General features: G+C 49.7%; 14 protein-coding genes. 10 read left to right on the forward strand and 4 right to left on the reverse strand.

Going from position 1 to position 12395, the window contains the following annotated elements; all coding sequences use genetic code 11:
- Nucleotides 1-50: 50 nt before the first annotated feature.
- The 3 genes from gabD to gdh all read left to right on the forward strand — a co-directional run bounded on the left by gabD (nucleotide 51) and on the right by gdh (nucleotide 3262).
- Nucleotides 51-1439 carry a succinate-semialdehyde dehydrogenase gene (gabD, locus tag VP472_RS02045; protein ID WP_003156319.1) on the forward strand — a complete coding sequence of 463 codons (1389 nt, stop codon included), beginning with the start codon at nucleotides 51-53 and terminating at the stop codon, nucleotides 1437-1439.
- A gap of 153 nt (nucleotides 1440-1592) precedes the next feature.
- Nucleotides 1593-2456 (forward strand): RhaT/GlcU family sugar-proton symporter, encoded by an 864-nt coding sequence (locus tag VP472_RS02050; RefSeq protein ID WP_003156317.1) that lies wholly within the window; start codon nucleotides 1593-1595, stop codon nucleotides 2454-2456.
- Nucleotides 2457-2476: 20 nt separating this feature from the next.
- Complete coding sequence (gene gdh, locus VP472_RS02055; protein WP_007609424.1) at nucleotides 2477-3262, forward strand: glucose 1-dehydrogenase; 786 nt, start codon at nucleotides 2477-2479, stop codon at nucleotides 3260-3262.
- A 45-nt stretch (nucleotides 3263-3307) separates the two neighbouring features.
- Here gdh and VP472_RS02060 read toward each other — a convergent pair whose 3' ends face one another.
- Genes VP472_RS02060 through VP472_RS02070 form a run of 3 tightly spaced genes read right to left on the reverse strand, consistent with a single transcriptional unit; the run spans nucleotide 3308 to nucleotide 6165 of the window.
- On the reverse strand, nucleotides 3308-3919 hold the full coding sequence (locus tag VP472_RS02060; protein ID WP_043866834.1) for a YcnI family copper-binding membrane protein: 612 nt from the start codon (nucleotides 3917-3919) through the stop codon (nucleotides 3308-3310).
- 12 nt (nucleotides 3920-3931) lie between these two features.
- Nucleotides 3932-5560, reverse strand: a complete 1629-nt coding sequence (locus VP472_RS02065; RefSeq protein ID WP_146276120.1) for a copper resistance CopC/CopD family protein — start codon at nucleotides 5558-5560, stop codon at nucleotides 3932-3934.
- 32 nt (nucleotides 5561-5592) lie between these two features.
- Nucleotides 5593-6165, reverse strand: coding sequence for a DeoR family transcriptional regulator (locus VP472_RS02070; RefSeq protein ID WP_070081369.1), 573 nt, complete (start codon nucleotides 6163-6165; stop codon nucleotides 5593-5595).
- A 176-nt stretch (nucleotides 6166-6341) separates the two neighbouring features.
- On the opposite strand from VP472_RS02070, the gene VP472_RS02075 reads away from it, so the two are divergent.
- The 5 genes from VP472_RS02075 (at nucleotide 6342) to VP472_RS02095 (ending at nucleotide 10343) form a co-directional block, all read left to right on the forward strand.
- The gene (locus tag VP472_RS02075; protein ID WP_003156306.1) at nucleotides 6342-6683 is read left to right on the forward strand and encodes a hypothetical protein; all 342 of its coding nucleotides are present in this window, start codon (nucleotides 6342-6344) and stop codon (nucleotides 6681-6683) included.
- A 175-nt stretch (nucleotides 6684-6858) separates the two neighbouring features.
- Nucleotides 6859-8298, forward strand: a complete 1440-nt coding sequence (locus VP472_RS02080) for a PTS mannitol transporter subunit IIBC (protein ID WP_014720723.1) — start codon at nucleotides 6859-6861, stop codon at nucleotides 8296-8298.
- A 25-nt stretch (nucleotides 8299-8323) separates the two neighbouring features.
- The gene (locus VP472_RS02085; protein WP_003156302.1) at nucleotides 8324-8755 is read left to right on the forward strand and encodes a PTS mannitol transporter subunit IIA; all 432 of its coding nucleotides are present in this window, start codon (nucleotides 8324-8326) and stop codon (nucleotides 8753-8755) included.
- Between the two features lies 1 nt (nucleotide 8756).
- Nucleotides 8757-9878, forward strand: coding sequence for a mannitol-1-phosphate 5-dehydrogenase (locus VP472_RS02090; protein WP_146276122.1), 1122 nt, complete (start codon nucleotides 8757-8759; stop codon nucleotides 9876-9878).
- A 69-nt stretch (nucleotides 9879-9947) separates the two neighbouring features.
- On the forward strand, nucleotides 9948-10343 hold the full coding sequence (locus VP472_RS02095; protein WP_146276124.1) for a 3-hydroxyacyl-ACP dehydratase FabZ family protein: 396 nt from the start codon (nucleotides 9948-9950) through the stop codon (nucleotides 10341-10343).
- Nucleotides 10344-10381: 38 nt separating this feature from the next.
- Here the strand turns inward: VP472_RS02095 and VP472_RS02100 are convergent, their stop codons facing one another.
- On the reverse strand, nucleotides 10382-10546 hold the full coding sequence (locus VP472_RS02100; RefSeq protein ID WP_003156294.1) for a hypothetical protein: 165 nt from the start codon (nucleotides 10544-10546) through the stop codon (nucleotides 10382-10384).
- A 127-nt stretch (nucleotides 10547-10673) separates the two neighbouring features.
- Between VP472_RS02100 and VP472_RS02105 the strand changes: the two genes are divergently transcribed.
- Together VP472_RS02105 and VP472_RS02110 are read left to right on the forward strand one after the other, a co-directional pair.
- On the forward strand, nucleotides 10674-11423 hold the full coding sequence (locus tag VP472_RS02105; RefSeq protein ID WP_003156292.1) for a Cof-type HAD-IIB family hydrolase: 750 nt from the start codon (nucleotides 10674-10676) through the stop codon (nucleotides 11421-11423).
- A 205-nt stretch (nucleotides 11424-11628) separates the two neighbouring features.
- On the forward strand, nucleotides 11629-12393 hold the full coding sequence (locus VP472_RS02110) for a 5-oxoprolinase subunit PxpA (protein WP_146276126.1): 765 nt from the start codon (nucleotides 11629-11631) through the stop codon (nucleotides 12391-12393).
- The last annotated feature ends 2 nt before the right edge of the window (nucleotides 12394-12395 follow it).

Below are 12395 nucleotides of genomic sequence, written 5' to 3' on the forward strand. Positions count from 1 at the left end.
ATCAACAAGCATTCAATGGTTTTACTATAGGAAAGAAAGGAATGTTCAATATGCCAGAACAATTAACAGTGTACAACCCGGCAACGGGAGAGGCGATCGAAAGCATCCCCCAGCAGACGGCCGAAGATGTTGAAAAAGCGATTGAACGTTCACATCAAGCGTTTCAATCATGGTCCAAAACATCAGCGGGAGAACGTGCCTCACTTTTGAGAAAATGGTATGAGCTGATTGTTGAAAATAAAGAAGAACTTGCGGAATTAATTACGAAAGAAAACGGCAAACCGTACGAAGAAGCGGTCGGAGAAGTTTTATACGGCGCCGGCTATATTGAATGGTTCGCCGAAGAAGCAAAACGGATTTACGGCAGAACCGTACCTGCGCCGACAACGGGCAAACGGATTGTCGTCACCCGTCAGGCGGTCGGCCCGGTAGCCGCGATTACGCCGTGGAATTTCCCGAATGCGATGATTACAAGAAAAGCCGCGCCCGCTTTGGCGGCAGGCTGTACGTTCATCATCAAACCGGCGGAGGATACGCCGCTTTCCGCTTACGCCCTTGCGCGTCTCGCATATGAAGCGGGAATTCCGAAGGACGTGCTGCAAGTGGTGATCGGTGACGGAGCCGAAATCGGAAACGTCTTCACCAGCAGCCCGAAAATCCGCAAAATTACCTTTACCGGCTCAACGCCTGTCGGCAAAATTCTGATGAAAAACAGCGCCGACACCGTAAAACATATGTCAATGGAGCTTGGCGGACATGCGCCGCTGATCGTGGATGAAGACGCTGATCTTGATCTGGCGGTAGCCCAAACAATGGCCTCTAAATTCAGAAATGCCGGCCAAACCTGCGTCTGTGCGAACCGTCTGATCGTACACGAATCCGTGAAAGACGAGTTTGCGAAAAAACTGAGTGAAGAAGCTGCGAAACTCAAAGTCGGAAACGGTCTTGAAAAAGGCGTAAACGTCGGCCCTGTCATCAACAAAAAAGGCTTCGATAAAATCGTCGGCCAAATTAATGACGCCGTGGAAAAAGGCGCAGAAGTGCTGACGGGCGGAACGTATGACCAAAACGATGAAAAAGGATGCTATTTCGTGACGCCGACCGTGCTTTCAAATGTAGACACATCCATGAACATCATGCATGAAGAAACTTTCGGCCCGGTTGCGCCGATCGTTACGTTCTCAGATATTGATGAAGCGATCAAGCTTGCGAACGATACGCCGTTCGGGCTTGCGGCTTATTTCTTCACAGAAAACTACCGCCGCGGCATCTATATTTCTGAACAGCTTGAATACGGCATCATCGGCTGGAATGACGGCGGTCCGTCCGCGGTTCAAGCGCCGTTCGGAGGAATGAAAGAAAGCGGCATCGGCCGTGAAGGCGGTACGGAAGGCATTGAACCGTACCTGGAAACCAAATACATGTCTATCGGACTTTAATGAGCCGAAAAGAAAGCCCCGCTTCTAAGCGGGGCTTTTTTATGGAGCGGTCTGCCGGTGAATATCGCCGGCAGGCTTTTTTGATCTTGCGGGAATAATCGGTTCGATTCCAGACAAAATAACAGCAAATACGATTGAAAGAAGGTCGCCATCATGGATATATTACTGGCTCTTCTCCCGGCTTTATTTTGGGGGAGCATCGTGTTATTTAACGTCAAATTAGGCGGCGGGCCTTACAGCCAGACGCTGGGAACGACAATCGGGGCGCTCATCGTTTCGTTTGTGCTGTATCTGTTTGTCCATCCGGTGCTGTCCGGGCGCATTTTTATTGTCGGCATTATCTCGGGGCTGTTTTGGTCGCTCGGCCAAAGCAATCAGCTTAAAAGCATACAGCTGATGGGCGTTTCAAAAACGATGCCGATATCAACGGGAATGCAGCTCGTCTCGACTTCTTTGTTCGGTGTGATCGTATTCAAAGAATGGTCAACCCCGATCGCGATTACGCTGGGTATTCTCGCCCTTATTTTTATCATCATCGGGATTGTGCTCACATCTTTAGAAGATAAAAAGGGGCGGGCGGACGGAGAACCGGGAAACTTAAAAAAAGGCATTGTTATCCTGCTGATCTCCACGCTCGGCTATTTGGTCTATGTCGTCGTCGCCCGGCTGTTCGGCGTATCCGGATGGTCAGCACTTCTGCCGCAGGCGATCGGGATGGTCATTGGCGGACTGCTCCTGACGTACAAGCATAAACCGTTTAATAAGTACGCCCTCAAGAACATTCTGCCGGGAATCATCTGGGCGCTCGGGAACATGTTTCTGTTCATCTCACAGCCGCGTGTCGGAGTTGCGACAAGTTTTTCCCTCTCTCAAATGGGGATCGTCATCAGCACGCTCGGCGGAATCTTCATTCTCCGTGAGAGCAAAACGAAGCGTCAGCTGGTCGCCATTGCCATCGGGATTATCCTGATCATTGTAGCGGCGGTATTCTTAGGCGTTGCGAAATCAAATTCATAACATATGCAGGAGGTTTGAACATGTACACGGATTTAAAAGGAAAAGTCGTTGCCATTACGGGAGCTTCATCAGGATTAGGAAAAGCGATGGCGATCCGCTTCGGACAGGAGCAGGCGAAAGTCGTGGTTAACTACTATAGTAATGAAAAAGACGCCCAAACCGTTAAAGAAGAGATTCAAAAAGCGGGAGGCGAAGCGGTCATCGTTCAAGGAGACGTCACAAAAGAAGAAGATGTCAAAAACATCGTGCAGACCGCAGTGAAGGAATTCGGCACATTGGATGTCATGATCAATAACGCCGGCATGGAGAATCCGGTTCAGTCGCATGAAATGCCGCTCAAAGACTGGAACAAAGTCATCAATACCAATCTGACCGGCGCTTTCTTAGGAAGCCGCGAAGCCATTAAATATTACGTAGAGAATGATATTCAAGGAAACGTCATTAACATGTCAAGTGTACATGAAATGATTCCGTGGCCGCTGTTTGTTCACTACGCGGCGAGTAAAGGCGGTATCAAATTGATGACGGAAACGCTGGCGCTTGAGTACGCGCCGAAGCGCATCCGTGTTAACAATATCGGACCGGGCGCCATCAATACGCCGATCAACGCGGAAAAATTTGCCGATCCCGTTCAGAGAAAAGATGTGGAAAGCATGATTCCGATGGGATATATCGGTGAGCCGGAAGAAATCGCGGCTGTCGCCGTCTGGCTTGCTTCAAAGGAATCAAGCTATGTGACCGGCATTACGCTGTTTGCTGACGGGGGAATGACAAAATATCCGTCTTTCCAGGCAGGCCGCGGATAAGAAAAAAAGCGATCGCAGGCTCTTTAGAGCCGGATCGCTTTTTGCTTACGCGCGTTTTTTCTTTACAAGCGCCGCGATGGAAAGGATAATCGCCGCAGCTGACAGAACGATGGCCGCAATATCAAGCGCTGATACGCCGGATTTGCTTTCTTCGTTTGACTGTTCAGCTCCGTGCGCATCCGTCACGCTGGCCGATTTCGTGATTTTCGTAATCGAGTGAGGCGTGTCGGCTTTCTCATCCCCCGTCCATTCTACAATGCTGCCGTCTTTGTAATATTGGTAAGCGTCCCAAGCGGCATCTCCGCTCTTTTCAGGATTTTTCGCAACGAACGTGAACTGCTGGAATTGGCCGGGCTGAATGCCGCCGTCCTTTGCTTCCCAAGTGACGGAGACCGCTTTGTCATCATGTTTGGATACGGATGTTTTCCAGCCCGGAATCGGCTGATACTGCTGAAATTCAACGCCGGCGGGCATTTTCAGCACGACTTTCGTTGTCGGCTCATTCTTTTCCACAGGCACTTTCATCGTGTACGTTTCCCAAGAACCGGCCGCGGATTCCGCAGGTTTGACTGAGACGTGGGCGCTTGCTGCCGCCGTAAAACCGACGAGTGACAGGGTCACGGCGGATATGAATATTAAAGCCTTTTTTTTCAACATGAGATACACTCCTTAGTTTGTCGTTGAGAATATTTGGTTGATTTCATTAAAATCGTTTGTCAGCCCGTGGACTTTGATCTTCCAGTTTCCCTTTTCGGTGATGGACAGGTTGGCGGCTTCGAATGTGCCTTCCTTCGTTTTCTTCAAATCAAAGGTGCTTTCATGCTGTTTGCCGCTGAAGCCCGTCTGGTAAACAGTGACCGTAAATTGCTGAATGTCTTTTACTAAGCTGCCGTTATGATCGGTGACAATGACTTGAAATTCATTTTTACCCGGCTGGTTCGGCGTAATGTGCAAGGACAGGGTCTCCCCGTTTCCGATCGTTTCTGAGCCGTTAAAAGGCAATGGCGCGGGCGGCGGCGGGCTGGGCAGGCTTGTGAAGACGGCGGTTGTGAATAACACCGCAATACCAAGTGCCCATTCGGCCTTTATCGTTGCGCTGATGCTCCTTTTTCTGCTGAACTTCGTCATCCATACGTGAACGGCGCCGAGCGCAAGCATGATGACAAACAGTCCGATTTTCAAAAGGAGCGTCTTGCCGTAAGCGGTGTGAAAGAGTGAATCAAACGAGCGGATAATGAAAAATCCGTTCAGCACACCTGAAAATAACAGCACGCCGACAGAGGCGAACGCCCAAGGAGAAAACCGTCTGACCGTTTCCCAAGCGATGGTTTTATCGGTTTTTCTCCACTCTGATGAAAGAAGCAGCACAAGAGCGGCTATACCGCCCATCCATACAGACGCGGCTGATAAATGGAGAAAGTCCATCGCGATGCCGACCGCTTTTTCGTCGATAACGGCCGCATGCCCGGCGAATGCTTTTGCCAAAAGCGAAGCGAAGAAGAACAACAGCGGCGCCGTCCAGTACGCAAATGACCGGAATGCTTTCTTCTTCAACAGCGGGATCATGGACAGGGCGAGCAGGATAAATAAGCTGATCTGGATCATCCAGACGTACCCGCCTGCCGTTTTCAGAAGCGTTTCTTTTACATAGTCCGGCTGAAACGCGGCGCTCCAAGCGCCGCCCGCGTTTTCTTTCGTCTGGATCGGGAGCTGGCACACGAGCGCGAGCCCCGTTAAACATAAAGAAATCACGAGCAGCTTTACAGTTCGTTTTGCTTTTGATGAATCTTTATTATTTCTGTACCAAAACAGATGGAAAAAAGCCGTGCCGATAAACAGGGAGATAGCGGTGTACAAAATACCGCGGTCGATGGCCGCTTCGGGATGAAGCGCCGCTTGCGATGATGTCTGCTCCTGAAGTTCACCGCCGGCTTTTCCGATACTGAAAGGGATGACGCCGGATACCGGATGTCCGTCGGCCGATACCGCGTTCCATTCCGCTCTGTAAATATCATGCGGCAGATTTTTTTTCAATGCCGCGGTCATGATGCGGGCATTATTTTTTTGAATCACCGTTTTGCCCGCGTCAACCCGTTCGCCGGATGAATTATAGACCTTAATGGAGTGGAAGCCTTCTTCAATCTGTTCATTAAACTCAATTTCAATCTGCTTCGGCGCTTGTTTTAATTCGCTGTTCTCTCCCGGATTTGAGTTTGTGATGTAGGCGTGGGCGAAGCTTGTTTTCGGAATCAAAACAAGGAACAGCAAAAAGATGAGCCAGCGTTTGTTCTGTCTCATGGATGATGACACCGCCTTCCGGTTGGTTGTTGTTATGTCTTGCTGCAGGTGCATCCCTTCTGCCTGTCGTGTAAGATGATGTCCGCCGCCTCGTCAAAGGTGCAAATGACCCCGCCGAATCCTTTTTGAAACCGTTCTGCGTAATCAAGCGTTGAGAAGGGAATCGCCTGAGGCCGGCAGCAGTGAAGGTCAATATCGGCATGGACTAAAAAGTATGCGGAAGCGGCCGTCAGTGTCGTCTGGAGAAGAAAATCCTTACAAATGACGTGGGACACTTCTTCCTTTTTATCCTCATACCGCAAAATCGCGCAATGAATGCAGCACATCTGCTCAACGGCTTGTGAAACGGTAATAAGCTGAACAGAATACGAATGCTGAATCGGCCGCAGGCAATAGCCGCATTGATTGGCGCTTTGTTCTGAAGCGGGAGGGAGCGTAATGCCGCCGGGTGTCCGGATAATCCGGTTTGCATCCGCCAGCTGATTGACGTCTCTGTACACGGTCATCTCGGAGACGCCGAATCTCTCGCTTATGTCAGAGATTTTCAGCGCGCCCTCTTCTTTCAGCCATTCAAGCAAGGTTTGCTGTCTGTGAATCGGAAGCAATTCTGCATCCTCCTTTTTATGCGAATGAGTGATGAACCTCCCTCTAAGAGTAGATGTTTTCACAAATGCACACAAGAGCCTGATGATAAAATATGTGAAAAAATGTTGAACAATCACAAATGTAAAACACGCAGTCAGACTCTGTTATAATAGAAGAGTTGAATGGAGGAATAAACATGAAAGAAACGACCTGCCCGAACTGCGGCAAGCCGATTACAGGCGACATGGTCAGATCATCCATGATCCCGTGCCAGTTTCAGTGCGGGCATTGCCATGTGAAATTGCGTGAATATAAAGTATCAGCTCCGATTATGGCTGCGGCCATTGCGATCACGGTGCTTTTGATTTATCTTGTGCAGATGGCCAGAACCGCCGTCATGCCGATGTTTCCGGCAGCGCGGTATGTGCCGGCCGCCATTTTCGCGCTCGTATGTGCGTATCCGGTGTTTATTGTCAGTGAGCGGCTCATTGCCAAACTCGTCGTCACAAAAGGACACATTATATACAGAAAGCGGTAAGACACCTTTGATGAGGTGTCTTTTTTTTGTTAAGGATTTGTCACAGTCTCTGTGCCAAACTCCTCTTTACTTTTCATTGAATGGGGATTGTAAGCGTTTTATGATGAAGACACAGGGGAGAGAGAAACCCCGTGTCTTATTTATTTTCATCTGAAGGCAGGCAAACAGGGAGGGAATGAACATGCAGCAAGAACAGCAAGCTGGCATGAAAGTGAAGATACAGCGGTTCGGCAGTTATTTAAGCGGTATGATCATGCCGAATATCGGCGCATTTATCGCATGGGGAATTATCACCGCGCTGTTTATTCCGGCGGGATGGTTTCCCAATCCGCAGCTGAATACATTGGTAAGCCCGATGATTACGTATCTTCTGCCGCTTTTAATCGCATATACGGGCGGAAAAATGATCTATGATCACCGCGGGGGAGTCGTCGGGGCGACGGCCGCCATCGGAGTCATTGTCGGAGCGGACATTCCGATGTTCTTAGGGGCAATGATTATGGGGCCTTTGGGCGGTTATCTCATTAAACAATTAGACCGTGTGTTTAAAGATAAAGTCAGACAGGGTTTTGAAATGCTGATCAACAACTTCACGGCGGGAATTATCGGCGCAGTGCTGACGATTATCGCGTTTTATGCGATCGGCCCGGTCGTCCTGTCTCTTAACAAATTGCTGGCGGCGGGTGTGGAAGTCATTGTCCACGCGAATTTGCTGCCGATTGCAAGCGTTTTCGTAGAACCGGCGAAAGTCCTGTTCCTGAATAACGCGATCAACCACGGCATTTTAAGTCCGATCGGAATCGAGCAGGCCGCCAAAGCGGGTAAATCCATTCTGTTCTTAGTGGAAGCGAACCCCGGACCGGGACTCGGTATTTTACTGGCATATATGTTCTTTGGGAAAGGTTCTTCAAGATCGACGGCTCCCGGAGCGGCCATCATTCATTTCTTCGGGGGGATTCATGAAATCTATTTCCCTTACATTTTAATGAAACCGATGCTGATCCTCGCGGCGATCGCCGGGGGAGCGAGCGGACTGCTTACATTCTCGATCTTTAACGCGGGTCTTGTCGCCGCATCATCTCCGGGAAGCATCATCGCCATTTTGGCGCTGACACCGAAAGGAAGCTATCTCGGCGTGCTGGCGGGCGTCATCGTTGCCGCGGCCGTATCGTTTATCGTCTCGGCGCTTATTCTGAAATCGTCTAAAGCGGGCGAAGAAGATTTGACAGCCGCGGCGGAAAAAATGCAGGAAATGAAAGGCAGGAAAAGTGAAGCGGCGGCCGCATTGGCAGACAAAGAGGAAGAGCCGGAAAACAGCGCCGCTGATATTTCCGCTGACCAAGTCAGCCGCATTATCTTCGCATGTGACGCGGGTATGGGATCGAGCGCAATGGGCGCCTCCATTTTAAGAAACAAAGTGAAAAAAGCAGACCTGGATATTGATGTGACAAATACGTCGATCAATAATCTTCCGAATGACGCGGATATCGTCATTACGCATAAGGACCTGACTGACCGCGCGAAAGCGAAGCTGCCGCAGGCGGTGCACATTTCGGTTGATAATTTCTTAAACAGCCCGAAATACGATGAACTGATTGAAAAGCTTAAAAACTAATCAAACAGAAAGAGGGATCTTCATCATGGAAGTATTGGCTAAAGCGAACATCAAACTGAACCAGACAGTGAACTCAAAAGAGGATGCCATCCGCCTGGCGGGACAGACGTTGATTGATAACGGTTACGTGAAGAACGGCTATGTGGAAAAAATGTTCGAACGTGAAGAAACATCATCCACGTTCATGGGAAATTTCATTGCGATTCCGCACGGAACGGAAGATGCGAAGGATGAGGTGCTTCATTCAGGCATTTCCGTCATCCAGATTCCGAACGGTGTGGAATATGGTGAAGGCAATACGGCAAAGGTCGTTTTCGGTATCGCCGGAAAAAACAATGAACACTTAGACATCCTGTCAAACATCGCCATCATCTGCTCAGAGGAAGAAAACATCGAACGGCTGATCAGTGCAAAGACGGAAGAAGAACTGGCCGCTATTTTCAGCGAGGTGAACTGACATGATTGCCCTTCATTTCGGAGCGGGAAACATCGGGCGGGGCTTTATCGGCGCCCTGCTCCATCATTCCGGCTATGACGTAGTTTTCGCTGATGTGAATGAAACGATGGTCAGCCTTCTCAATGAAAAGAAGGAATATACCGTGGAGCTTGCCGACGGCGGCAGGCGGACAGAAATCATCGGCCCCGTTTCAGCCATCAACAGCGCGGTGCAAGAACAAGAGCTGTACGGGCTGATTAATGAAGCGGCGATCATTACGACGGCGGTGGGCCCGAACGTTCTCAGACTCATCGCCCCGTCCATCGCGGAAGGTCTGAAGCGCAGAACGTCCTTTGAGCCTCTCAATATCATTGCCTGTGAAAATATGATCGGCGGCAGCAGTTTTCTGAAAAAAGAAGTTTTCGGACATTTGACGGAAGCGGAGCGGGAACTCGTGAACCGGACAGTCGGCTTCCCGGATTCTGCGGTAGATCGGATCGTGCCGATTCAGCACCATGAAGATCCGCTGAAAGTATCCGTAGAACCGTTTTTTGAATGGGTCATAGACAGAACCGGCTTTGCCGGCGATCAGCCGGTACTTAAAGGCGCGTTGTTTACGGATGATCTTACGCCTTTCATTGAGAGAAAGCTGTTTACCGTCAATACCGGGCATGCCGTCACGGCGTATGTCGGCTATCAGCGCGGATTAAAAACCGTCAAAGAGGCCATCGGCCATCCGGAAATCCGGCGTGTCGTGTACGATGCACTTTCAGAAACGGGCGAGTACTTGGTGAAAGCGTACGGCTTTAAGCAATCCGAACATGAGCAGTACATGAAAAAAATCATCGGCCGCTTTGAAAATGAATACATCACGGATGATGTGACAAGAGTCGCCAGATCACCGCTCAGAAAACTCGGAGCGAATGACAGATTAGTAGGGCCGGCCAAAAAAATAAAAGAACCGAACGCGCTGGCGGAAGGTATCGCCGCCGCCCTGCGCTTTGACTATCAGGATGATCCGGAAGCGGTTGAGCTGCAAAAGCTTATCGCGGAAAAAGGCACGAGCGGCGTTCTTCAAGACATTTGCGGTATTCAGCCGCATGAACCGCTGCATGGCATCGTGCTCAGAAAGCTCAATCAATAAAAATGAACCCGCGTCGGGGGGACGCGGGTTTTTTCTTGCGTTATAATGAGAGGGAAGGGAGGCTGCGTGATGAATCAGACGCTATTGCCCCATCGTTTTCCGTTTCTTTTGATTGACGGCACGACGAACAGTGAAGCCGGAAAATGGGCGGGTGCTTACAAAAACATCAGTGAAAATGACTGGTTTATAACTGAATCCCAAAGAGAGATGCCATTTTCGCTCGTCGTTGAAGCAATGGCCCAAACGGCGGCTTGCGCGGGAATTACCGGCGGTGACGGTCTCGGTCTCTTATCCGCGGTGAAGAAAGCGGAAAGGTTAGGTGCCGCTTTGCCGGGAGACCGTCTGGATCTTTTTTTTGAGGTCACGCGAATCAGACGCGGTTTTGTGTTCGGCCGGGCGAAAGCGTCCGTTGCCGGGAAGCCTGTGGCGGAAGCGGAGCTCAGCATATTTATCCAGCCATCGTAAAAAAAGCCGCCTCCAGCGGCGGCTTTCGGACAAGCGTGTTATTTTGTATCATAATCTCTTTCACTTTGTGAATTGTCCCTTTGGTCATGTTTGTGTTTTTCGTCATTGGCGTTTTCCTTCAGCTCTTCCAGCGGAATCGGATCGGTTAAATCATGATGTTCAGGATTTTCATTCGGTTTGTTCTTTTGTTTTCTTTCTTTCATCCTCCATCACCTCAATATTTATTTTCCTCAACGCTCGCCCTGCCAAACGCAGGAAGCGGTTTTTTGTTCCTGTGGGTCATATGTATTAAAATAGAGACGACTACAATATAAAAAGTGAGGTACATATATGCCGATACAAAGAGAAGACGCAGATATTAAACTGATCGCGATTGATATGGACGGAACCCTGCTCAATGACGAGCAGCTCATCCCGGAGGAAAACCGGCGGGCGATCAAGGAAGCGGAGGCGAAAGGAATTCACGTCGTCATCAGCACAGGACGCACGCTGATGACCTGCCGCGAACTGGCTGAGTCTCTCGAGCTGTCATCCTTTTTAATCACGGCAAACGGCAGCGAAATCTGGGATTCCAACTTTGAGCTGGTTGAGCGCAAGCTTCTTCATACCGATCATATTCAAAAATTATGGGATCTGAGGAACAAGCACAACACGAATTTCTGGGCTTCTACCGTCGATAGAGTGTGGAGAGGGGAATTCCCGGAAACGATTACGGATCATCAGTGGCTCAAGTTCGGGTTCGAAATCGAGGATGACGAAGTGCGGAATGAGGTGCTGAAAGAGCTCAAAGAATACAAGGAGCTCGAAATCACAAACTCAAGTCCGATCAACATCGAAGTCAATGCCCTCGGTATCAACAAAGCGGCTGCGCTGGCGAAGGTATCGGAAAAACTCGGCTTCACGATGGAAAATGTGATGGCCATGGGTGACAGTCTGAATGACATTGCCATGATTGAAAAAGCGGGTGTCGGCGTCGCCATGGGGAACGCGCAGGACATCGTGAAAGAAACAGCTGACTGGGTGACTGATGTCAACACGGAAAACGGGGTCGCCAAAGCGATCCGCCACTGGGTGTTATAATAGAAAAAAGAGAGAGTCTCAGCATGAGGCTCTCTTTTTTTGTTTTGTCAGATTTGTGACTAGGTCTATGGTAGGTTTTCTGACAAAAGGATGTTCAAACCTGTCAGAATTAAATATAATGAAGAGAAATTCAACAATTCGGAATAATCGTTCCGAATATCGGAATGATAATAAAATAAAACGTTTACAATACAGGAGGGAGCTTATGTTTCAGATTGACATCAATTGTGATTTAGGAGAGAGTTTCGGTGCTTATAAAATCGGACTGGATGAAGAGATTTTGGATTATGTGACATCTGCAAACATCGCCTGCGGCTTTCATGCGGGTGATCCCAGCGTGATGCGCAAAACGGTTGCGCTTGCGGCGGAAAAAGGCGTGAAAATCGGCGCTCATCCCGGGCTGTTCGATCTGCAGGGGTTCGGGCGGCGGCAGATTGCGATTACACCCGAGGAAGCGTATGATCTGACGCTGTATCAAATCGGCGCGCTGTCAGGGTTTTTAAAAGCGGAAGGTGTCGAGATGCAGCATGTGAAGCCGCACGGCGCTTTATATAATATGGCCGCCGTCAATCCCGGCCTGTCAGAAGCCATCGCTCAGGCGGTCTGTCATTTTGATCCCGGACTTATTCTTTTCGGGCTTTCCGGAAGCGAGCTGATTAAAGCGGGAGATCGAATCGGACTGAGGACGGCAAGCGAAGTGTTTGCGGACCGCACCTATCAGGAAGACGGCACGCTGACGCCGCGTTCAGAGCCGGATGCGCTGATTCAGAATGACAAAAAAGCGGTCGGTCAAGTGATTCAAATGGTGAAAGACAGCACGGTGACATCACGTAAGGGACAAGCTGTAAACCTGAAAGCGGACACGGTCTGCATTCACGGAGACGGCGCCCACGCGCTGACATTCGCAAAAACAATCAAAAAAGAATTAAAAGCGGCAGACATTCAAATCAGCGCGCTTGCAAAAGACTGAGC

Origin of the sequence: Bacillus sp. MT(2024) (assembly GCF_036362845.1) — a bacterium.
Classification (GTDB): domain Bacteria; phylum Bacillota; class Bacilli; order Bacillales; family Bacillaceae; genus Bacillus; species Bacillus velezensis.